Here is a 22,070-nt window from a genome sequence, read left to right as displayed (position 1 = left end):
AGGCGTCGACTGACTTCTCTTGTTGGCGGCCGGCATCGCGATCGCAGCCGCTTTTGTCATTTCGCAACCATCCCTACCGGGCTGGCCGCGAGGCTCTCAATATGACTGCTCCGCCCGACAATTGACTGCGATCTCGGCAACGCTTGCCCGGTTCGGCAGATCGATCGCCATCGCTACGACGTCAGCGATCTCCGCCGGGGTGGTCATTGTATCCATGTCCGGCATAAGGGACTTTCCCATGTCGCTGGAAACGAAACCCGGACATATGGCTGTTGCCCGGATGCCCTGGTCGAAACCTGCCTGCCGCAATCCGTGCGCCAGTGCCACGGCGGCGTGCTTGGTCATCGCATAGGCAGAGGATTGCACCGAGGCGACACGCTTGCCCGACAGCGAGGCGATGATCACAACCCGCCCCTTGCCGGATTTCTCGAGCGCCGGAAAAGCAGCGCGGGCCAGTCGTTGTGGCGCCCGAACGTTGACGGCCCACATGGCCTCAAGATCCTCGTCGTCGATCTCGACCACCGACTTTGGGATCATGATGCCGGCATTGGCGATGACGGCGTCAATCCGTCCGAACCGATCGAGGGCCGTGGCGACCCATTTGTCCTCGCCACCCTGCGCGGCGTCATAGGCAACTGTCTGGACGGCGGGATCGAGGCCCCAATCTTGCAGGCCGTCTCGCAAGCCAAGAGAAAGTTTCCAGCCGTCGACCTGCAACCGATGAACAATGGCCCGCCCGATGCCTCGCCGGGCGCCGGTGATAAGAGCAACCCTGTCGTCTTTCATGGCCGACCTCCAGGCGGACGTGGCGTCATGACGAGGCGCCAATAGATTTTTCGCAACAGCGCCATGGCCTGATCGTATTCCTCATCCAAAATATCAGCCAGGAAATCTCTTGATTGGCGGATGCGCTGACGGATCTCGCTGAGCGAGCTTTCGCCCTTTTCGGTGATGAACAGGGACCAGGAGCGGGAATCCCTGCGCCCGGCCTTGCGATAGATCAATCCCGCCTTCTCCATTCCGGTCAGCAGCCGGGCGATCTCGGCGCGATCCTTCGAACTCACCTGCGCTATGGTTGACGGATGAATGCCGGGATACTTGCTGATCAGGAACAGGGCTGTCACCTTGCCGGTCCCACGCATCTCGTCAATGTCGCTGATCCGCGCATCCCAGTCGCGGCTGACCTCGATGCTGAGACTTCGGACGAAGAAACTGAAGGTGTCGTTGAGGACGTCAAGGTCGACAGTATCGGGTGAGACGACAAGCCCCTCACCAGGCCATATCTCTTCGACGTGTTCAGACGTATCCACCATGCAGATCCGCATCCCCGATGTTTTGATTGAGTAAGTCAACTACATTATGATTGACGATGTCAAGTACATCGTCTGAATGACTGCCTAATTTTTCAGACGTTCTCAAATTGCCTATTTTTTATCCTTGCTTGGCCAAGCGGTGCTCATCGGTTATCAGCGATGGCAGCTCCAACGTTTGCCGCGCCCGCGCAGAGGACCATGTCCAGGCCAAGCCCGCTCGAAATCGAAATAAGTCACGATATTTTTGGGAAGCTGATAAGAATCCTCGGTGAGTTCTGCCGCGTAGTCGGCAAGGTCGCCGATGGCATAGCCGAATTCGGCCAAATGGCAGGCAAACAGGTACCGGTCTTCGCCACTGACGAGGTTATCGATCAGTTCAAACCAGTCGCCGAGATTGGTTTGTGACACCCGCAGGTTCTTGAATTGGTCGGCACGGTCGCCGTTGATATACTCCCTTGTGGCGTTGGCACGCCCAAAGATAGGGATAACGGATCACGGAACTATTGGCAGGGACGTCAGCCATTGGGCTCGCCCCCTTCCTCTCCTCGCCATAGAGCCAGCTCCGTTTGCCATCCTCCGACCGCTTGACGGTCACGCCCCAGGGTCGATTATCAAAATTTCCGCCAACATAGCCGTCGGGCAATTTCGCAAGCGCGTCTTCGAACGCCGCTAGAACAGCTGGTGTTTCGCTGCCGGCGATCACGGTGCCAGGCATTCGTCGCAGATCCCGCAGCCATCGTCATCCATCCTCGACACTGGACGCAATTTCCGACAACACGGGCATGTCCTTGCATCCGACGTGTATGTCTCTTCTCGCTCCGGCGGGAGAATCTCAATGTAGAATTCCGACAGGGTATCGTCCGCGCTTCGGTCCATGGCGATGCTCCAGTTCGAGGTTACATCAAAGATAGGAAGCGTCGACGGCTGCACAAGCCGGCGGAGATCGTCATCAGGGACGCTCCAATTTGAATACAGCGCCACAATGGAGCTATCGTCTTGACGATCCTCCGCCAACCTTGTTCATTCGTGCCATGTTCAAAGCCGCAAACGCTGTGCAGATCAGAGTCTCCATCGATGAGATCGAGCCGGACGTCTGGCGCCGTCTGGTCCTGCCGGTCCACTGGAACCTGGAGCATCTGCATTGCGGAATTCAGGCTGCATTCAACTGGTGGGACTATCATCTCTATGAATTCCGCATCGGCGGCCTGCGGTATGGTGACGTCGAGACGCTAATGGAGGATGCGAGCGATGACGATCCTCGCGTCTTCGATCAGACAGAGGTTCGCTTGCTGGACTTCGAACAAGGTGCCGTCTTCAGCTACCATTATGATTTCGGGGATGGCTGGCGGCACACTGTCGCGGTAGAGGAGTTCTTGGCGCTCGGCTCTGCGCCCAAACACGGTAGCTGCGTCGCCGGCGCAAGGGCGCGACCGCCCGAAGATGTCGGCGGCGTGTCGGGATATGAGCGGTTCTTAGAGATCATCGCCGACCGGGAAGATCCCGAATATGCCGAAACCATTCGTTGGTGCGGTGGATACTTTGATCCGGAATGGTTCGACCTGTCGATGGCGGATAAAGATCTCCGCAATGCTTTGCGCTCGAATGTCAAACGGCGTCTGTATCAACCGAAGCCGAAAGCCGTCCCGAAAAAATAGGTTGGGCGAGGGCTCGAGGTGGAACGTCTTGAAGGCATACAAACCGGCGGTTCCCATGTTCATGTCATTGGTCGGACAGGACACAAAAAGGCGATTGTGAGGATGCCGTGATGCCAGTCTTTAGGATGGTGATCGGGCCTGGCGGGAGAGTCGGGATCTATGACAGATAGCCGTACGGATCGACGGAATAGGTGATCGTCTCGCCGCAAGATGCTAAGCCGTGACACCAACAGTCGGACGGGAACTCACATCTGATTTGCGATAGTCGAGCACCATCCTGGCTCCGTCGCGCGGCACTCGTTTAAAATCGCATATTGAATTTGGCGTTAATTCCATGGCTTTGGCTCTCGCTGCTCAGTTGGCCCTGATATGACAGGCCAAAGCTCGCCGCGTCTTTGATGGGTAAGTCGAAACCGAGTTCCAGCGCAGCAGCGTCTTTGGTGATGGGTATGCCGGCAACAGCGAACGCATTGCCGCTGGCAAAGCTGTTGGTGGAAGATGGTGTGGTATCGCCAAAGGCATGGCGCCAACCAATAAGACCTCGTACGGTCGCTTGCACCGGCCCCAAGTCGATCTCGCTCGAAGCGCGCATTCCAAGTGTTGTGAAACTGGTATCGGTGCTGTCACCTTCGACCCTTTGCGCACCGGCACCCCCCTGTTCGGCAAAGCCATTTGTCTGAAGGTTCACATGGGCGAGGTTAATGAACGGCTCCAATGCGAATGGCGCGAGATCGATCCGATAGCCGAGCTCGCCGAATGCTTGAAAACTGAACGCATTGTGGTCCGCCGACAATCGGTCCCGGAAGCCGGTAAAGGTGGCGGAGCGATGTATGTCGATATCATGCCATGAATAAGCAAGCCCGGAGCGGAAGGCCAGCGAGCCCCATTCGGCGCCGGAGTAGAGGCCGATATGGTAGTTGTCGCTGCCGCCCGAAGAGGCGCGCTCAGTGGAATCGAACGATGAGTGACTATATCCTCCGAGAATGCCAAGCCGCCAATCATCCGTCACCATCCCATCGAGGCCAAGGACGAAGCCAGTCATGGAGTGGTCGATGGCAGCGGCATTTCCATCGCCGTCAACTCGGCTCCACGCGCCGAAACCGTTCGTCCAAAGGCTGACCCCATTGTCATCCTGAGCACGGGCGGAAACCGGTCCGTCGGCTCCATAGCTGACAACAGTTGACGCTGACGTTCCGACGTCACCAAAAGCGGCCCGAATACGTTCATTAATAGCATTGCGGACCTGCCACGCGTCTTCAATCATGGCCGTTTTAGCCGAGGCATGGATTTCACCGGACAACTGATCGAAGGCGCTCCTCGCACTTGCACTGTCGAGCTGTACAACCGCATCATAAAGCGCATCGCCGAAGCCAAGGCTTTCGAGAGCATTGGCCGTGACACGCTGGTTCCGTGTGTTGGCGACATCGGTGAAGGCCAAGCTGTTGCGGGCCAGCGTCAGCGTCACCTCGTTTGTGCCATAGCCAAGAGTTGGATCGAGAAAAGCGAAACTGGAGCTGACGCTGTCAAACGCGCCTGTCAGCCCAGCATTGGCATGAAGGATCGTATAAGTCGCTGTCGGGGCATATGCGCCGGTGACGCCAACATGAACGACCGAACCTCCGTTGAGAGCGGCGCTACCGGTCACAGCGATGAGATCGCTGATCGTGGTACCGGGCACCACTTCCACGTCGTAGCGCGCGCCAGAACCGAAAAAGAGATTGCCATCAACGGTGAGCGTTCCCGGTGAGTTACCCGGGCTGATCGCGCTGCCTGGATTTAGCGTGACGGTGGAACCCGCCCCATTGCCGATCGTGCCCGAGCCCCCCAGGACAGCGCCGTTGCCGACCACGAAAGAGCCGCCAAGACGGGCATTGCTGCCTGGACCGCCCACTGTGAGCTTGCCGTTGAGGATGGATGTCTCTCCCACATAACCAGAACTATCGCCGCCCATCACAAGGGTGCCATTGCCATCCTTCACGAAACTGCCCGATCCGGACAAGACACCATCATAGGTCGCATTCGTATCCTCAGCGAACGCGAAGGACGCACCGCTGTCGATAGCGACATTGCCATTAAAGCGGCTCGCAGCGGCGGTGAGATCGCCTTGCTCCACAGTCCAGTTCAAAGTTGAACTGCCGGTGAGCGACAAGGAGCCGACGCCGCGTTTAATCATCTGGCCGCTGACGCCGGCAAGACCGGTGATATTCCCATCGAAACTGCCATCGCTCGCCTGGTTGAAGACCGTCGTCGCGCCGTTGAAAATAGTTCCCGAGATCGAATGCGAACTGCCGATAAGTGTCCCGCCTGATACGCGAGTATCGCCATAGGAACCGGTGCCGGACAAGATCAGCGTGCCGCTGCCTTGCTTGGCCAGGTCACCCTCACCGCTCATCACTCCACCGAGGGTAAGCTCGTTGGAACTGGCAACATTGAAAGCACCACCCGATGGGCCGAGTGTGACGCTGCGCAAGCTTGCGAAGCTTGCAGTTGCGGTAAGCATGCCGCCATTCAAGCTCAAGCTGCCCGAGGAGTCGCCGAGATTGGCATTGCTTGCAACTTCGATCGCACCGCCGAGAATAGTAGTGCCGCCGCTGTAGCTGTTGGTGCCGGAAAGGACCAGCGTGCCTGCTTCGGTTTTCGTAATCCCGCCGGTCCCTGTAATGGTTGTGGCAATCTCGGCGCGATCCGCCAGAACACGGATTTCCGCGTTTTTGTCGGCGCGTTGCGAACCGTCGATCAGAAGAGAACCGCCACCCTGCAGGCGGTAGCCTTCATCGACGAACTGCAGTCCCTTGAAGCTTTGTGTTCCAACAACGTCGATAGTCGCACCGGCGAACAAGCCGGAGGGATCATCCTTGAACACCGCGGTATTCCCGGCCCAAACGGCGGGCAAGGAGCCGTTCTGGTTGAACCAGAGCGTGCCCGACGTCGTCCAGCTGCCGGTGCCGCCGTTCCATGTTTGCAGGTTGTCGTCTCCGACCGCGGCCACGAAAAGGTCCACATACCCGGAGCCCGCCTGGATCTGGTACGCGCTCGGATCTGCGGGTAAGAGCGCATTGCCAATCGTGAGCCCCGGTCCACTCAGATTTCCACCATAGGTCATTAGACGGTAGTAGCCAAACCCGGCTGTGCCGTCGGTGACCCCGGCGCTTTGTTGAAGGTTCAGCGTGCCAGCGAGCGTCAGGTTGCCAGACACATTAAGGCGATCACTCGTTCCTGCGGCAGGATTGCTTTGCGAGCCGGGTCTGCCGAGCTCGTAATCAAATATTGCGCCTGTTGCCAGCGTCAGGTCACCGGCAATGCTCAAATTACCAACCGAGCCCCCGGGCGAAATACGTCCACCCGCATTGACGACAGTAGTGCCGACCGTCCCTGATCCAGAAAGAGTGCCGCCGCTGCCGACCGTCAGTGACGACGAAGAGGTCAACGAAGCGCCAGCTGCAACGACAAGCGTTCCGTTATTGATATTGGTCGCGCCGGTATAGCTGGCAGTACCGCCGATACTGAGGATGCCATCGCCAGCTTTCACAAGATTTCCGACACCGTTTATCGCACCATTGAGAGAAAGCGTTGTGCCGCTATTTGCTCCGAAATATCCTCCCCCTGCGCCCAGTGTCATCGTTTTCTGCGTGGCAAAGCTTGCCGTCGCCGTCAGAGACGCACCGTTCAGTGTGACCACATTGCCTGTGCCGCCGAGATTTGCATCGGAGGACGCGTTGATGTTCTTGCCATTTAGAACAGCCAGTCCGCCAGTGAAGCTATTGTTGCCGGCGAGCGTCAGAGTCCCTATCCCATCAACGAGCACACTGCCTGTACCTGACAGCGCGCCCGAGTAGGTGTTGTTTCCAAGGTCGGTGATGCGAAGGAGGCCGTTATTCAGGATGTCGCCGCGGATGCTGACGGTGCTTCCAGCCAAAGTGCCGCTTTCAATGACGGTGCCGCCGGTATAGCGGTTTTGGCTGTTTGTAAGTTCCAATGTGCCTGTGCCGCGCTGAACGACCTTGCCCGTACCGTCGATCTTGCCACTAAATGCGATGGAGTCCGAGCGGTTGAAGGCGAGGGTCCCATTGGTCACCACATCGCCAACGATCGATCCCGAGGTGCCGCCCGCACCGATCTGCAGGCTGCCAGCAGAGATTGTGGTGGCGCCCGTATAGGTGTTTTCCCCCGTGAGGATGAGAGTGCCGAGATCGGTTTTGTCAAGACCAGAGCTGCCGGTGAGAACGGATGCGATCGTCGCGTCGAAGCTCGCACCCGCGGCGGTGCCGTCGCCGACGCGAATGGTTGTCTCGCTTGTACCCTGCAGAACGAGGGGATCCCCTCTAATTTGGTAGGCATCGGCTGCGAACTGCATCCCGGTAATGCCCACGTCAACACTCGCGTCGTCTATGGTGACCGCGCCGGCCGCGCCCTGAAATACAGCGAAACTTGGGTTCGGATCATAGGAGGTGTTGAGCACTCCCGATTGGTCGGTCCAATTGCCGCCAATTGGGACTGCGTGCGCCGTCCAAGTGCCTGTACCGCCGTCGACAACGCCGTTGTCATGCAGGCTGGCATTCCCGCCGTCCCAGAAGGAAAGAGCAGCACCAGCTGTCGATACAAGATTGACGTTGCCCGCAACGGCGGTTTGTACGGATAGATCGCTCGCACCGATCCCATCTGGCGTGGAGCCTATCGTCAACCCATTGTTCGTCAGTGTGCCGCCGTAATCAAACAGCCGGTAAACACCCCTGCCGAAGTTTCCGGCATCCGAGACATTGAGCGTTCCGCCGAGGGTCAGGTTGCCGCCAACTTCAAACAGGGCTGGCGCCGAACGCGCGCCTAGTGCCGCGTTCGTAATGGAGCCTGAGGCCAGTGAAAGATTACCGCCGATCGCCAGCGTCGTTCCTGCCCGCCCGGAAAGAGTGCCTCCGTTGCCGACACTAACCGATCCTGCGATCGTTCCCGATCCCGTCAGGTTCGCGGCACCGGTGACATTGACGATGGCATTCTTGCTGGTGGTATCGCCGAGGGTGCCGTCTACGGTCAGACTGCCGCCCGACAGGTTGAGCGTGCCGGTGAAATCGCTGCCGGCGCTGTTCGAACCGGTCAGGATCGTATTGCCGGCAAGATGATCGATCGTGCCGGTGCCGGTGATAACGGGGGCAAAACTGTAGTCGGAGCCGTCCGGGTTGCCCGTATGGTTGAAGACAATCGTGCCTGTGCCGGGCCCGAAGGCAATTGTGGACGCATCGATGGTGCCGGCCACCGTTGGGGTATCTCCCGTCGCAGAGCCGATATTGAGCATGCCGGTGGTGGGTCGGTCCATATAAGTGTTCGTCGCAATGAACATCTTGCCGCTGGTGACTGCAAATACGCCGCCGTCGGCAACTGTCAGCGCGCCAATTCCCGCAACGCCAATCGAAGCATCGTTCAAGCTAGTGAATTTCGAGCCTGATCCACTGACTTTGAGAGTGCTGGCTGCGTTCGTGTAGCCGATGTTGCTGTAGCCACCGCCGGTGAATGTTCCCCCGTCCAGAACAGCAAGCGTCGTGTCTCCGACGAGAGAAACATCTCCGTCAGAAATCCAACGCGATCCAGCACCAGTGACTGTCGCTCCGCCACTACCGATTTCCACTCCCGCGCCGTTATGGACTGTTCCACCATCAGCTACTGTTATGTTCGCACGCCCAGCAATCGCAATGCTGAAAGCAGCGGTGACATCAAATGTAGATCCTGGACCGGTTACGGTGAGGATGCCGCTTGAGCCGGGATCCCAGCCGAAGGCAGCAAGAACGCTGTTGACCTGTCCGCCACCGCTGACGGTCAGTTCGCCATCTCCTCCGTAGCCCAGAAGAACCTGAGTTGTCGTCAACCGCGCATCGGTGCCGTTTAAGAGGAGGCTCCCGCTTCCGCCTGCACTGGCTCCGGCCACCAAATTGAATGAATTGATGTTGCTGGTTCCACCAATGGACAGGCTGGCCTCGCCGGTATCGCCAACCTTGAAAATGCCCAGAACGCTCATCGTCTGACCCGACTGCCAGGACAGCGCCGCACCTCGGTCAAGGTTGAGATTGCCCGCGATGGTTCCCGAGCCCGTCAGGTTCGCGGCACCCGTGACATTGACGGTGGCACTATGGTTGTTCGTCGTATCGCCGAAGGTGCCATTGATGGTCAGATTGCCACCCGACAGGTTGAGCGTGCCGGTGAAGTCGCTGCCGGCGCTGTTCGAACCGGTCAGGATCGTATTGCCGGCAAGATGATCGATCGTGCCGGTGCCGGTGATAACGGGGGCAAAACTGTAGTCGGAGCCGTCCGGGTTGCCCGTATGGTTGAAGACAATTGTGCCGGTGCCAGACCCGAAGGCGATCGTGGACGCATCGATGGTGCCGGCCGCCGTTGGGGTATCTCCCATCGCGGAGCCGATATTGAGCATGCCGGTGGTGGGCAGGTTCAAGTAATCGATCGTCGCGATGAATAGCTTGCCGCTGGTGACGCTGAACACGCCGCCATCGGAAACTGTGAGGATGCCCGCTCCGCTGAGGCCAATAGAAGCATCGTTGACGCTGGTGAATTTCGAGCCTGATCCACTGACTTTTAGGGTGTTGGCTGCGTGATTAGTAACGCCAATATTACTATAGCCACCGCTGTTGAACGTTCCTCCGTCCAGAACGGCAAGCGTCGTGCCATCTCCTGTCAGGGAAACATCACCATCGGAAACCCAACGCGATCCAGCACCGGTGACCGTTGCCCCCTCACCACTGATTTCTACATTTCCCCCGTTATGGAGCGTTCCGCCATCATTTACCGTGACGTTCGCACGTCCGCGATTGCCAATGTAAAAACCTTGGTTGACATCAAATGTCGAGCCGAGGCCGGTTACGGTGACGGTGCCGCTTGAACCGGAAGCCCATCCCATTGCAGTAGAAAAACTGCTGAATTGTCCGCCACCACTGACGGTCAGCGCGCCATCTCCGTTATAGCCGACGAGGAGCTGACTGACTGTAGCGTTAGCATTGACGCCGTCGACGATGAGACTCCCGCTTCCGCCTGCACCAGCTCCGACCTCCAGAACATTTGAAGTCAACTTGCTGGCTCCGCCGATAGATAGATTGGCATCCGCAGTATCGCCAATTCCCAAGATGCCCAGAACGCTCATCGTCTGACCCGACTGCCAGGACAGCGTCGCACCTCGGTCAAGGTTGAGATTGCCCGCGATGGTTCCCGAGCCCGTCAGGTTCGCGGCACCCGTGACATTGACGGTGGCACTATGGTTGTTCGTCGTATCGCCGAAGGTGCCATTGATGGTCAGATTGCCACCCGACAGGTTGAGCGTGCCGGTGAAGTCGCTGCCGGCGCTGTTCGAACCGGTCAGGATCGTATTGCCGGCAAGATGATCGATCGTGCCGGTGCCGGTGATAACGGGGGCAAAACTGTAGTCGGAGCCGTCCGGATTGCCCGTATGATTGAAGACAATCGTGCCGGTGCCAGACCCGAACGCGATCGTGGACGCATCAACGGTGCCAGCTGCGGTCGGGGTACCTCCCGCCGCAGAGCCGATGTTAAGCGTGCCGGCGGAGCCGGCCTGCCGCGCAATGTCGAAACTGGCCGTGCTGACTACACCGCCGTTGGCAACCGCCAGCGTACCGGAGCCCGCATCACCGACCACAAGTGAGCCCGCAACTCCCCAGTTTGATCCGGCGCCATCGACGGTTACGGTTCCAGATGAGCTTCCCGCGTTGCCAATAATGCCGGATGCACTGGAAACGGAACCACTTCCGACAACCGTCAACACTCCGTTGCCCGCGTCTCCCACTATCAAGGCGCCGCTAATGACCAAGGGCGATGGAAAATCGGAGGATGGCGCGTTGGACACGATTACTGTTTGACCGTCGACGACCTGATCTTGCGCATGTGCCGTTCGGTGATACACAAGGAGCGCTAGCAGGGATACACCAGCCAAAAGCCCCACTAAAGAAGGCCGGATATTGAGCCTGCTGACGCATTGGAAGCCATTGATGCGATCAGTCACTCTTTTGTTCATCCTTTGCACTTGCCGATACTGCTGCAAAGTCCGAGTGGACCCGCGCCTTATCGGATCGGTTCCGCTCCTGTGAGCCGTGAGCCATCGGGCGCTTTCGAACCCGTTATTTCGTCATGGGATAAATGGCACCTACGCTTGCGCATAGGCGTCCGGTGCTCAACCGCAGGTATGCGAAACACTAATCCCCTGCCCAATCTTTAGCGCGAGGAAGTTTGATTTTTCCAGCCCAAAAGTTGCATGTATTTTTAGAGGAGCGCCGCGCCTTCGTGTCTTCTCGCCTCAGCTTCGAATGCCAGCTGAAAACGTCAATGCGACAGGTGCTGGTACCGCCTATTCGCCGCTCACAGCCTCATTCTCGCTTATTTCTGAAGCTGATTGAGCCGGTCGAGAGCGGGGGCCAGGCCTTTCAACGAAACGGGAAGACTGAGGCTTTGCGCTCCATCCGCAGCGTTAGCACTCACGGTCAACGATGTACCGGATCTCAATGCGTTTACACTTGCGGCCGTTAAATTCACGGGAACGACACAGCCTACTGGCAGACAGGTCGAGAAGGAAAGTGGAGGTAGCGGCGGATTGTTGTCGATCTTCAGTATTGCGCCGTCCTGAAGCTTCAGCCCAAAGGGGAGCATAAGAACGCCGCTCGCGCCGTTGTCCTTCGAGGCCGCGAGTTCGATTGCCAACACCCGCTGGCCGTTCTGCTGGGTTTGTACCTGCGCGACCGAGCATATCTTGTTGTTCTGCATAAGGCTGCAGGTCACCCGCCAATCTTGGAAGGTTTCCTGAAGTGAACTGGCGCCTCCTGGCAGGGCGGAAGATGGTGTCTGAGCAAACGCGGCACTTGCCAGTACGCCGACGATCAAGCTCGCCGGACCCAAAGAGAGCGGGTTGAATTTTCTCATATCAAAAACTTACCTGATTTTAAACCGCGTTTACCAAATGAAGCTGTCCAAGTCGTTACCCGCCGTGATTGCGCCGCAAGGGCAACACTTCATTTTGTGAACGGTAATCCAAGTAACCCGTCCGGTACAAGAGGTTCTGCATTCCATCTTTTCGAAGCGGAAAAGCGCTCCAAAGTGGCGTCATCATCATTACGCAGAGCCGTTTTCTGATTTCGCCCGATCAGCGACCCGCTCCGCCATCATGGAGTAGTGCGCCATCTGGCCGATAACGAAGTTTCCGAACTCCGTCACGAGGTCTGGCTCAATATTGATAATTTTTCCTTCGCGGACCGCGAAAAGACCTGCTTGTCTTGCCTCCAAGAACAGGTTTCCGATGTGCTGACGCGACACTTTGAAGTGCCTGGCGAACACGTCCTGCGTTGGACGAAGTTGCCAAGTCTGGTCTCCTAAAACAGTTGCGTAGTGGCAGCCAATTACTGCCGTCAGCGCCATGTATCCGGCATCGCGTTCGCTGAAGCGAACGATGGTTGGAAATGGCGAGAAAAGGATATCGGCTCCCCGATATTCCCGCACAGACTCCCCGATCCATCCAGCAAGAAATTCCGGTTCCGAATGAAGCCTTTGGCAGGTGCCCGGCACTGCTTCACCAAGTACCTCCGCTGCTCTTAAACATGCCAATGGTGATCGAGCGACCTCCAAAAGTAGCTCTTGTGTCGGCACAAGATGGATAGCCCTTCCATCTTGAGGCGAAGACATCGCGTGAACATAACCTCCCGCTCTGAGGTGCTTAATGAGGTCGGCGACCTGGCGGGGGCTTGCCGGCACATTGTCCTGAAGCGTCTTCAGCGTGGGCGGAACTTCACCGGTCTCCGACCAGCGCACGAAATTTCCGATCAAGCTGTACGCTGTGATGTAACGAAACTTCTGCCCGAAAACCTTGTTTGCTGGCCAGGCCGCCGACGATGGCATGCACATGTCGCGACAGTAGCCATGGAGCGCGTCGAGAAGCCCTGGATGGTTCCGCAGCTTTGCCGCGCGCCGCCAGACAGGCGTTGCTCTATAAGCTGCAACGCCTTGAAACAAGGGAAAACGTGCTGACAAAGTTTCCTCTGATTGAATGTTCAAACCCCGGTTGCCTAGACTAAGCGGCACCGCATTCCGCGCGCAAGCTATTAATGCCAAGAGCAAGCTTGTGTTATGCAAGGGCCATGAGCCGCTGTCCCATTCCCTTAAAAGTATCCATGCGGAGACGCGTCTCGTCGGCGATCGAAGAGGGCCCATACCTCAACGGTCCGCTATGGTGTGGTGGTCCAATATCGCGGGATAGGATCAGGTGGGAGATTTGGCGACCTGCCTCATTCGCTCCGAGATTTCATTGATCACGTTCTCATCGCCAGTGATAGAAGTCCAATATAGGTTTCGACCTCGATGGTTATCGCGCTTCCGGCTTATGGCGCCTGCATTGTCTCGATTTCCTGCGATCCCGCGACGGACCAATTCCGGCTTTTGACGAAGGCACCAAGCTTTCGCATAACCTTCATGACCGCCGCCCGTGGGTATTGATCATATCCCGGGCCGAATATCACAGTTACCGCCATCAATTGATCCGGTTAATGAGGATGGGCATTTCTGTCAGCTATCAACTCTTTGGCGAGCGGTAGCCGAAAGCGTCAGCCGGACGAAAGCGATTGCAGTGCTCGAATGAGATTCGGATTGGGCAATCTTGCGCTTGTCAAGAGGAAGATCGGAGCAGGCCATCGACGAGTAGCCGGTGCCGAAATCATGCAAATCACGGCCCTGCCGATTGAACCGGAACCCACACCCGAGCCGGCGCCTGATGACTTGATGACAGCACGAGCGCGCCGACAATAGCGACCATGGCAATCAGGATGGCGATGATGGGAAAGGCTGTACCAGACGGCTTGTTTTCGTGGAATGTCATTGATTGCTCCTGGGGGACCGGCGGTGCGTATGGCACCGCCGGGACACTGGTTTTAAGCGTCGATGATAAAGACAATTGTTAGAGCTTCGGGATCGACGATGACGATGCGGCCATCTGCAAGGATGAAGAAGCGATAACCTTCATATTGCGGAACGATCTTCACGATGCGTGGCGGCAATGTCTCAAGCCGGATCTTCTTCGGGATTTTCACCCCGACGGAGACCGTGAAATCGACCTCCTTCACAGGCGCAACATGAACGTCCTTCACCGCCGTCCGAATTTCGGTCTGCTGTTCGACGGAAATGTTGACGTTGGTCTTGGTGTTCGTCTGGTTGTTGGTCGTCGTGTTGTTATTGACGTTGGTCTCGGACGAACTCTTATTTGTCGTCGTCGCGTTCTGATCGGTCGATTGCTTGTTTGCATCGCCGCTCTGCGTGCTGGCGCCGCCGCTTGTGCCTTCAGCAGGCTTGGTGTTTTGCGTGCCGCTCTTCGTGCCTGTGGTGGCGGCCCCGCTGCTATCCGTCATGCCGGATTTGGCAGCGGGCTTCTGTTTATTGATGGTATCGCCTCCGGCGTCTTGCGAGCCGGATTTGGTTTCTGTCGATGACTTGCCCGATGCAGTCCCGCTGGTCGAGCTGTCGGTCGGCGGCTGCTCGGTGCTCTTTTGTGTGTCAGAGCTCTTACCGGCCTTTTGCTGCGATGACTGCCCCTTACCCTGTGGGCAGGATCCCGAAGCGTCGGAGGTGCAGTCTGCGCCGGTCTTACCGGAGCCGGTCTGCGACCCAGTGTCCGTGCTTTGGGAACCAGATTGGGCCTGGCCACTACTTTTCGTATCCTGCTGGGCCATGGCCGACAGTGTCGCGAGCGGCGAAATGCTCAGCGACAGCGTTGCCAGAAGTATTGTGAGATGGTTGCTTTTCATGATCGATCTCGGAGGTTTGGGCACAGCTTGCCGCCCGCATTCCCATGCGGCACACGCGTGCCCTTATGTTGGAAAGAGGGCGGCTGCCGCCGCCGGTCGGTTAATGGATGACCTGAATGACCTTCCGCGAGGAAGGCTCGACGATGACACGCTGGTCATTGACGATTGCATATGCATATTTCGGATCGTCGGGAACCGGAGTTACGACGACGGTTTCCGGCAGGGGCTGCCCGACAACCACCTTTTCCTTCACCACGACCCGTTTGGTCGGGGCGGGAGCCTCCTGAACATAGGTCACAACCTTTTGCGGCGGCGGATCAATCGCGGTGCCGATGACTGCGCCGGCAACACCACCGACAGCTGCGCCAGCTGGGCCGCCGACGATGGCCCCGGTGACTGCACCACCGGCCGCGCCGTTGACCGTTGAGGATTGGGCAAAGGCCGCTGTCGATGCCAGCAGGATACCCGCGGCAATGCCTACTACTTTGATATTCATGTTTTTTCCTCCTTTTCTGCGGTTGGATCCGCTGGAGAATTAACCGTCGGATGACGCTAGAGTTCCCGGTTAGGACTTCGTGCCCCTGTGCCGTCAGACCTTAGTCCTAGCCCGGTTGGGTTGGCCTCTCCCGCCGTGTAGAATCCGGCTCAGAAATCCGGTTCTGGACTGTCTGAGGACCGACATCATGGCGGCACGCGAGATTGCTTCCTCTCGGACTGCGTGGGTTCGCCCAAACGCCAACGCGAACGAAATCGCAAAAGGTCGACAACGCAGCAGTCGCCGCCCTGCGGTGCGACTATGGCGTCATGGATCCGTCGAGCCATATATGCTCGCATGGACTCCTGTCTGTCGGTTTCGTCTGGCGTGGATGGGAACGCCGACGTTCGCCATGTCTTCTGGCGAGCCGGACGCATAACAAAAGGTGCATGTCCGGTTCTGCGAGGGGTGGTGAGAAACGGACCGCCGTGGGCGGCACCGCGCTCGCCACCTACTCTCCACCTCACATACGACATCCGCGCGCTTTCCCCTGACTAAGCTCCGTATCTCGACCATCCCAGTGGATCTGGTCGAAAACAAGAAAAGCAGGAACGTAAGGCAGACCATATCGCCGAAAGCTATAGGACCGCGGCGTTTCGGAGAAAGAGGCCGAACGTCGCGCCTGGGCGACCGTCAACAAAGACGACGGCGGCGGAAGAAGAGTGAAAAGGCCGCTGCATCACGATCTGCCGCCGATCGCTCGGCGTCGGCGAAGAAGGCTGCGGCAACCCGGAAACGCAATTCAGAACAGGCCCATCATTAGCGGCGGCGCTGGTACTGGGGGCCATCTGGCACCTCTCGATCAGGCGATTTCTCGGAAGGTGATCGAATAACGAAGCTGATCGACAGGGGGGATGGAATGCTCCCATTCGCTGCGCGCAGGTCCCGAGAGCACGTAGGCAGAGCCGGGTTCGGCAATGACCGAGATGCGTTCCCATTTGTCGCCGGCACGGCGCCGAAGCCTGAATGTGCAAGCTGACAAAAGAGAAACCCCGACAACCCGCCCGAAGACGTTTTTGTCTCGGTGCCACCCGATAGGCGCACCGGCTGCATATTCGGTGATGAGAGCCTGTTGCAGTTGATCCGGGGCAATGCCGGCAAAGGCTGCGGCAATGGTTCGCACCGGCAGGAGAAACGGCGGGATGTCTTCGGTCCGCCTCACCTGCTGGGTGTCGAAGTCGTATTTCCAACCATAAGAGATCACCCTCCGCTTGCCTTCGAAACCGTGGAAGTCAAACGGCTTCAGCGACAGTTGCGGTAGTTCACGCAGGAGGTCCGACTGGACCGATTCAGGGACCACGCGAGGTTGGTATCGGAAACCGGTGGGTAGGTCCGGCTCCGCTTTGCCGAATAGATCTGCTTGCGCTGACAAACCCATGGTCAATTCTCCGCCTCAATGCACGCTGGGGACTTTGACAAACACTAGATGAACGGACTGGAGACACATTGTTTTACCGCATCGAAGGTGTGCGCACGAGCTAGCTCGCAATCTTAGAATCTTCTCCGTTCAATCCCTAGCGTGCCCACCGCTGCCGCTGAAATCGCGCTAGCCCCGATTGTTATAGTCAAGATAGCCTTCCGTTCCTTGTGTAAACCATTTTTGAGCGTCGTCCTGTGCCAATGGCAGACCTTCAGCCACGCGTCTCGGAAAATCCGGGTTGGCAATAAACGGCCGGCCAAACGCGACGGCGTCACCTATACCGGCGTCAAGCTCTGTTTGGGCACGCATGGCGTCGAAATCCGAGTTCAGGATCAACGGCCCCTTAAATGCCGGCCGCAAATGCCGCGCCAGGGGATCGATCTCTCCCACGCCGAATGTCCCATTGACCGGTGGCTCCCGCAATTCGACATGAGCGACGCCTATTGCGGATAGTGCTTCGAGAGCCTTCGTGAACAGCGGGAGCGGGTCGCTGTCACGCACCCCTTGGGTTTCGCCATTCGGGGAAAGACGGACACCGACCCGATCAGCGCCGATCGCATCAGCGACAGTCTGGGCCGTTTCCTTCAAAAACCGGACGCGGTTCTCAATCGCTCCGCCATAGCGATCGTCCCGAAAGTTAGCGCTGTCTCGCAAGAACTGGTCGATGAGATAACCGTTCGAGGCGTGAAGCTGAATCCCATCGAAGCCAGCGTCTATCGCATTGAGAGCGGCCCCCCGGAAATTTTCCACCACCTCAGCGATCTCGTCGATCGATAGCGGCCGTGCGCGTTCATAAGGTTTCTTGCCCTCATAGGTGTGGGCATGATTGGGCGCGACGGTGGCGGATGCCGACACCGGTTGGCGACCACCTAGGAAGTCCGAATGAACGACGCGCCCCATTTGCCAGAGCTGCGCTATGATCCGTCCGCCACGCTCGTGAACGGCTTCGGTAACGTTTCGCCATCCGGTGATCTGATCGCGTGACCATATGCCCGTCGCGTATGGCCAGCCAAGGCCGAGTTGGTTGATGCCGATCGCCTCGCTGATGATGAGACCGGCGGAAGCCCGTTGGGCGTAGTAATCGGCCATGATGGCCGTTGGCAAGTGGTCCCTTGTACCACGAGCCCGTGTCATGGGCGCCATCAGGACACGGTTCGGCGCCTTGATGGCGCCGAGCTGAATAGGGTCAAAAAGACTCGGCATGGATATGATCCTTCAATTCTGCAATGTCAGACGAGACGCGAGCCGCCGTCGATGTTGAGGACGGCGCCATTCATCCAGCCGTTGGCCATCAGGAAGACGACGGCAGCACCTGCTTCCTCGGCAGTGCCGACCCGGTGCAGAGGAAGCTTCTGAGCGAGGGCTTCAAGGTAGGCTGCCCGGCCATCCCCCAGCGTCTTGGACAGGATCGGCGTATCGATCGGGCCCGGCGACAGCGTATTGACGCGACGTGGCGCGAGTTCCACCGCAAGCCCGCGGGCAAAGGCCTCCATCGCAGCAGAAGCGGCCGCGAGAACAGCTGTGCCGTAGGCATTGGGCCGGTCAGCCAGCGCGCCAGAGATGAAGGTGATCGAAGCATCCGCAGACAGGTTGTCGCCAAGCGTTCGCAGAATATGGATGGCCGCCCAGATGCGCTCTTCGAAGGCCCGACGCAGATAAGTCACATCGGCTTCCAGCACCTTGCCGGCGACGAACGTCCCGGCAAGAAGCACGAGGTGATCGACGTGACCGATATCGGAAAGCGCTTTTTGGATTGCTTCAGGGCTGGTGACATCGGCTGCGCGCCAGCCTTCGAAGCCATGCTCCGTTGCAACGGTCCGGGAGCGCTCCTGGTCCGAACCAAGGACTATTACGCGCGCGCCTGCGCCTTTTGCTTCGATGGCCGCCGCAAGGCCAATGCCTGACGTGCCGCCGACGATGAGGACGCGCTTGCCTTTGAGGGCATTTGAGGGGTTGAAGTTAGTTGTATCAGACATCTCGATCTCCATTTTGGCGCCATCCTTGGCGCGATGGAGAGAACGTAGACCGCGTAATCGATCTTGATAATCAGGCTTGAACTCGCTTTACTCGTTCCATGGCGGAACGAATTGGATTCGACAGATTAACCGGTGTCATTGCTTTTGCGCGGGCGGCTTCGCTTGGCAGCTATGCTGCAGCGGCGCGATCATTGGCAGTTTCGCCGTCGGCAGTAAGCAAGAGCGTCCAGAGGCTCGAGCAGCAATTTGGCATAAGCTTGTTCACGCGAACGACCCGATCCTTGACGCTAACACCGGAGGGGCGGGATCTCCATGAGCGGGCATTGCGCCTGTTGCGGGAGGCCGAGGACATCGAGCAGGCTGCTGTTGCTGCGCGCGCCGAACCTTCGGGCTTCATGAAGGTCACGGCACCGCTTCCGATTGGAGTCCATCTGATCGCGCCCGCGTTGCCTGCGTTTAGGAAACGATATCCCAAGGTGATCGTCGACCTTCGTCTTGGAGACCGGTTCACCGATCTGGTCGAAGAAGGGATTGATATCGCCATCCGGGTCGGAGAGCCGGCTGACTCCAAGCTGGTGGCCAAGAAGTTGGCGCCGAACAGGGTGTGTGCGTTCGCTTCACCCGCATATTTGACTGCTCGCGGCATACCGCAGAAGCCCGAGGACCTCATTGATCACGACTGCGTCAACTTCCGCTATCAAAGCAGCGGTCAAACACTGCGTTGGCCCTTCAAGATCGGTGACAAAATAATCGAGATCATTCCGAATGCCGTCACTATCCTCGACAACAGCGATGCTGTGGCGTCCGTGGTTGCCGCCGGTGGCGGCATCGGTATCTCTCCGACGTACATTACGGCGCCTTTTTTGGAAAACGGCACGCTCGTACCCGTCCTGAAACAGTTTTCCGTCGACCGCAGCAATATCAGTGCATATTGGCCTGAAAGCCGCCGCGGCAATCCAAACGTCAAGGCGTTTGTCGGCTTTCTGGTGGAGATCTTTCCGAACCCGACGCCCTGGGATGTGCGCTTCCAACAAGCCTGAACTCAGCTGACGAGCATTGAAATTGGCGGTGTTCGAAGTTTCACTGCTCTTTAGCCGATCGGAGTCAACGTCAGCTCGCAGCCCCATCGAGTGCTTTCAACGCGGTCATGCGGTGCGAGCAGCCGATATGACCGAGCTTGCAAGCGGCGCCTCACAGACCAAGCCTGATTTGCTCCGCGTAGATCGCAGACTATAAGCTGATTTTCTCGGCCGGCGGATAGCATCGGTGTTTCATCCCTTTGGCCATTTGAGGACTAGTGGAGCGCAAGCCCGCATCGGTTTCGATCGCCGCGTGAGTGTTGCTGGATGACTGCGGAGACGATATGGGGTCAGAATCGGTCTTGCCGTGATGTGTCGTCGGCAGAAAATGCGCTCCGCCGTAACCGAGTCTCATTTTCGTAGGCTGCCCGAGACATCTTCTTCTGTTGCTACTCAAAAGTGGCCAGACGCTCGCGGACAATTTCCCGCATCTGCGCCGCCCGTTCAGCGCCGACTGAACCGTTTGTTAGCGGGTCCGGCAGAGCAAGATCATCCACGCCGCGCGCAAGCGCCGCCGCCAGTTCATCCATGGCCGTGTCCGCCGCCGCCGCCGGAATACTCGCCGTCGCTGCGAAACGCCGGAAATCCGCTCTTTTCAGCCGTTCGTCCTTGCCGCTGATCTTAAGCGCCATATGGTCATTCTGCAGGTTCGGAAACACCCGCGTTGCCACCGCGTCGTAGAGCGGCGCCATTCGGACGGAGCTAAAATCCATTCTGCCTGGCTCGGCGATTTTCAGGACCGCCATATTCTTCAGATGCATGTCGCCGTCCGCGATCAGCCACGCGAACAAGGCCCGACGCAAGACCAGCAGCAAATCGGTATCGGCGTCGGTGGAGAGTGGACGCAGGGCTGCCGCGATCCGCTCCATGGTGCCTGTGTATTTGTCTTCCGCCCGCACGCCGAGAACCGACGCCATGTCCTCAAGCGCCAGACGGCGCGTATCGTCAAGGCTTGTGCGGATATCGAACCGCTCAACTGCGAGCGCATGCGGCATGCCGTCCGGCATAGCGACAAGCGCAATGGCGGGCACGATGAACCCGGCCGCCCGGCCAAGTTCCATGGACTGCCACTCGATCGCGGGCAGCGCCTCAAATCCCGACGTTCCGGCGGGCTTGAGAATATGCGTGAACGGCTTGTTCGAACTGGGCATAAGCGTGCCGTCGGCGTCGAGAAACATCGGCGCCTTGATTTGAACGCCTGACAGGCGCGGCGTTGCGCCCGTCGCGAAGATTTTTGCCAGGTTCTGTTCGAACGTATCATGAATATCGCCGCGGCCGGGACCGGCATAGGTCCCTGTAAACAGATGATCTGCTGTGAAGCTGTCCAGCCTTGTCAGCAGAATATCGGCCGGGAGGGTCGCCAGTTCGCCCGCCCGCTCCACAATCGTGATGTTCGACATATAGCGCTTGCCGGTGCGTAGTTCCGCCCGCTCGTCCGGGCTGTTCAGCACCCGGTTCAACCAGCCTTCCGGCAACAGCGATTCAATGAAGGGCGGCAATCTGCCGGGTGTGGTCTGGCGCACAAGCGGCGGGCCGTCCGGATCGGATGCCTTCCATCGCCATTCGAAGCCATCATGCACCAAGTTGCCGATCGGGGCGCCGTGCCATGCCACGATCAGGTCGAGTGCAGCCTGGTTGGTAACGGCGACACCGGCCGTTGGCTTCCGTTTTAGGAAACGCTCAGCCGCACTCCCTTCGTCAAGCCAGTCATTGTCGCGGGCAAGCTTAAACACGGCATCGGCGGCGCTCTCCGGACTTCCGTATTCTTCGATCAGTCGTGCAGCGATAGCCTCTTTCATGTCTTCATCGAATGAGGCCGCATGTTCACTACGGATGCGGAAGGCTTCGAGAAAACGCTGGCGCAGCGAAGACACGTCCACGCGGAACTCGCCCATGTCGTCGCCGACCGCCGCCTGCGCGATGGAAGGGTGGTCTGGCGCTTTGTTCTGAATGATTTCGAGCGCTCTGATGCGTTGCCGCTGCGCGCGGCGGCCGGTCAGAAACAGGCGGCCATCACGCATAGGGCCGAGCAGCACGGCGCTGGCGGCCGATAGGTAGGCATTCGGATAGAGGTATTTGGCAATGCGCACCGCATGGGCGCGTACCGTCTGATCTATATCATCGTCGGCATCGACGTAGATGCCGCGCATGAGCTGGACCAGTTTCCCGGCCTCCGCTTGACGGTGGCCGCGCGTTTTGTCGATGTTTTCGCTGACGAGATAAAGGGGCATATGTAACTTTCGCGTATTTCAGATACGGAAAAGTTACAGCATTTACGCTGAGTCATCAAGATTATTGTCACTATC

15 protein-coding genes and 2 pseudogenes are annotated in these 22,070 nt (G+C 58.3%); 3 read left to right on the top strand and 14 right to left on the bottom strand.

Going from position 1 to position 22,070, the window contains the following annotated elements; all coding sequences use genetic code 11:
• Positions 1–96: 96 nt before the first annotated feature.
• From HGP12_RS12005 to HGP12_RS34775, 4 genes and pseudogenes are all read right to left on the bottom strand, one after another.
• A complete protein-coding gene (locus tag HGP12_RS12005; protein ID WP_168878869.1) occupies positions 97–786 on the bottom strand; it encodes an SDR family NAD(P)-dependent oxidoreductase in 690 nt (229 codons plus the stop codon).
• Positions 783–1,313 carry a MarR family winged helix-turn-helix transcriptional regulator gene (locus HGP12_RS12000; protein ID WP_168842922.1) on the bottom strand — a complete coding sequence of 177 codons (531 nt, stop codon included), beginning with the start codon at positions 1,311–1,313 and terminating at the stop codon, positions 783–785. Before HGP12_RS12000 ends, HGP12_RS12005 begins: the two co-directional genes overlap by 4 nt.
• Before the next feature lie 153 nt (positions 1,314–1,466).
• Positions 1,467–1,721 carry a hypothetical protein gene (locus HGP12_RS11995; RefSeq protein WP_168842921.1) on the bottom strand — a complete coding sequence of 85 codons (255 nt, stop codon included), beginning with the start codon at positions 1,719–1,721 and terminating at the stop codon, positions 1,467–1,469.
• Positions 1,722–1,845: 124 nt separating this feature from the next.
• Positions 1,846–2,028 (bottom strand): annotated as a pseudogene (locus HGP12_RS34775) (hypothetical protein); the annotation flags it as partial.
• A 301-nt stretch (positions 2,029–2,329) separates the two neighbouring features.
• On the opposite strand from HGP12_RS34775, the gene HGP12_RS11990 reads away from it, so the two are divergent.
• Positions 2,330–2,968, top strand: coding sequence for a plasmid pRiA4b ORF-3 family protein (locus tag HGP12_RS11990; RefSeq protein WP_246703338.1), 639 nt, complete (start codon positions 2,330–2,332; stop codon positions 2,966–2,968).
• Positions 2,969–3,269: 301 nt separating this feature from the next.
• Here the strand turns inward: HGP12_RS11990 and HGP12_RS11985 are convergent, their stop codons facing one another.
• From HGP12_RS11985 to HGP12_RS11960, 6 genes are all read right to left on the bottom strand, one after another.
• Positions 3,270–10,979 (bottom strand): autotransporter domain-containing protein, encoded by a 7,710-nt coding sequence (locus tag HGP12_RS11985; RefSeq protein WP_168878868.1) that lies wholly within the window; start codon positions 10,977–10,979, stop codon positions 3,270–3,272.
• A 371-nt stretch (positions 10,980–11,350) separates the two neighbouring features.
• Complete coding sequence (locus tag HGP12_RS11980) at positions 11,351–11,890, bottom strand: invasion associated locus B family protein (RefSeq protein ID WP_168842919.1); 540 nt, start codon at positions 11,888–11,890, stop codon at positions 11,351–11,353.
• A gap of 189 nt (positions 11,891–12,079) precedes the next feature.
• Entirely contained in the window at positions 12,080–13,015 is a 936-nt protein-coding gene (locus tag HGP12_RS11975) for a MarR family transcriptional regulator (protein ID WP_168878867.1), read from the bottom strand.
• A gap of 664 nt (positions 13,016–13,679) precedes the next feature.
• Positions 13,680–13,832 carry a hypothetical protein gene (locus tag HGP12_RS11970; protein WP_168842917.1) on the bottom strand — a complete coding sequence of 51 codons (153 nt, stop codon included), beginning with the start codon at positions 13,830–13,832 and terminating at the stop codon, positions 13,680–13,682.
• Positions 13,833–13,884: 52 nt separating this feature from the next.
• Positions 13,885–14,754, bottom strand: a complete 870-nt coding sequence (locus HGP12_RS11965; RefSeq protein WP_168878866.1) for a DUF1236 domain-containing protein — start codon at positions 14,752–14,754, stop codon at positions 13,885–13,887.
• A gap of 100 nt (positions 14,755–14,854) precedes the next feature.
• Positions 14,855–15,250 (bottom strand): DUF1236 domain-containing protein, encoded by a 396-nt coding sequence (locus HGP12_RS11960; protein ID WP_168842915.1) that lies wholly within the window; start codon positions 15,248–15,250, stop codon positions 14,855–14,857.
• Positions 15,251–15,856: 606 nt separating this feature from the next.
• On the opposite strand from HGP12_RS11960, the pseudogene HGP12_RS11955 reads away from it, so the two are divergent.
• Positions 15,857–16,052: pseudogene (locus HGP12_RS11955) on the top strand (hypothetical protein).
• A gap of 39 nt (positions 16,053–16,091) precedes the next feature.
• Here the strand turns inward: HGP12_RS11955 and HGP12_RS11950 are convergent.
• From HGP12_RS11950 to HGP12_RS11940, 3 genes are all read right to left on the bottom strand, one after another.
• On the bottom strand, positions 16,092–16,667 hold the full coding sequence (locus HGP12_RS11950; protein ID WP_168842914.1) for an alpha-ketoglutarate-dependent dioxygenase AlkB: 576 nt from the start codon (positions 16,665–16,667) through the stop codon (positions 16,092–16,094).
• 168 nt (positions 16,668–16,835) lie between these two features.
• The gene (locus HGP12_RS11945; protein ID WP_168842913.1) at positions 16,836–17,912 is read right to left on the bottom strand and encodes an alkene reductase; all 1,077 of its coding nucleotides are present in this window, start codon (positions 17,910–17,912) and stop codon (positions 16,836–16,838) included.
• A 26-nt stretch (positions 17,913–17,938) separates the two neighbouring features.
• Entirely contained in the window at positions 17,939–18,685 is a 747-nt protein-coding gene (locus HGP12_RS11940) for an SDR family oxidoreductase (RefSeq protein WP_168842912.1), read from the bottom strand.
• A gap of 98 nt (positions 18,686–18,783) precedes the next feature.
• Here HGP12_RS11940 and HGP12_RS11935 point away from each other — a divergent pair, with 98 nt between their 5' ends.
• Positions 18,784–19,725 carry a LysR family transcriptional regulator gene (locus tag HGP12_RS11935; RefSeq protein WP_168878865.1) on the top strand — a complete coding sequence of 314 codons (942 nt, stop codon included), beginning with the start codon at positions 18,784–18,786 and terminating at the stop codon, positions 19,723–19,725.
• A gap of 428 nt (positions 19,726–20,153) precedes the next feature.
• Here HGP12_RS11935 and HGP12_RS11930 read toward each other — a convergent pair whose 3' ends face one another.
• Positions 20,154–21,995 (bottom strand): type II toxin-antitoxin system HipA family toxin, encoded by a 1,842-nt coding sequence (locus HGP12_RS11930; RefSeq protein ID WP_168842910.1) that lies wholly within the window; start codon positions 21,993–21,995, stop codon positions 20,154–20,156.
• Between the last annotated feature and the right edge of the window lie 75 nt (positions 21,996–22,070).

This window comes from Rhizobium sp. P28RR-XV (assembly GCF_012641385.1).
GTDB lineage: Bacteria > Pseudomonadota > Alphaproteobacteria > Rhizobiales > Rhizobiaceae > Rhizobium.
This window is presented reverse-complemented; position numbering and strand designations above follow the sequence as displayed.

Excerpts from the sequence above, each read along its gene's own strand:
- HGP12_RS12005 (WP_168878869.1), bottom strand. The coding sequence starts at position 786 with ATGAAAGACGACAGGGTTGCTCTTATCACCGGCGCCCGGCGAGGCATC.
- HGP12_RS12000 (WP_168842922.1), bottom strand. The coding sequence starts at position 1,313 with ATGGTGGATACGTCTGAACACGTCGAAGAGATATGGCCTGGTGAGGGG.
- HGP12_RS11980 (WP_168842919.1), bottom strand. The coding sequence starts at position 11,890 with ATGAGAAAATTCAACCCGCTCTCTTTGGGTCCGGCGAGCTTGATCGTC.
- HGP12_RS11970 (WP_168842917.1), bottom strand. The coding sequence starts at position 13,832 with ATGACATTCCACGAAAACAAGCCGTCTGGTACAGCCTTTCCCATCATC.
- HGP12_RS11965 (WP_168878866.1), bottom strand. The coding sequence starts at position 14,754 with ATGAAAAGCAACCATCTCACAATACTTCTGGCAACGCTGTCGCTGAGC.
- HGP12_RS11960 (WP_168842915.1), bottom strand. The coding sequence starts at position 15,250 with ATGAATATCAAAGTAGTAGGCATTGCCGCGGGTATCCTGCTGGCATCG.
- HGP12_RS11950 (WP_168842914.1), bottom strand. The coding sequence starts at position 16,667 with ATGGGTTTGTCAGCGCAAGCAGATCTATTCGGCAAAGCGGAGCCGGAC.
- HGP12_RS11945 (WP_168842913.1), bottom strand. The coding sequence starts at position 17,912 with ATGCCGAGTCTTTTTGACCCTATTCAGCTCGGCGCCATCAAGGCGCCG.
- HGP12_RS11940 (WP_168842912.1), bottom strand. The coding sequence starts at position 18,685 with ATGTCTGATACAACTAACTTCAACCCCTCAAATGCCCTCAAAGGCAAG.
- HGP12_RS11935 (WP_168878865.1), top strand. The coding sequence starts at position 18,784 with ATGGCGGAACGAATTGGATTCGACAGATTAACCGGTGTCATTGCTTTT.
- HGP12_RS11930 (WP_168842910.1), bottom strand. The coding sequence starts at position 21,995 with ATGCCCCTTTATCTCGTCAGCGAAAACATCGACAAAACGCGCGGCCAC.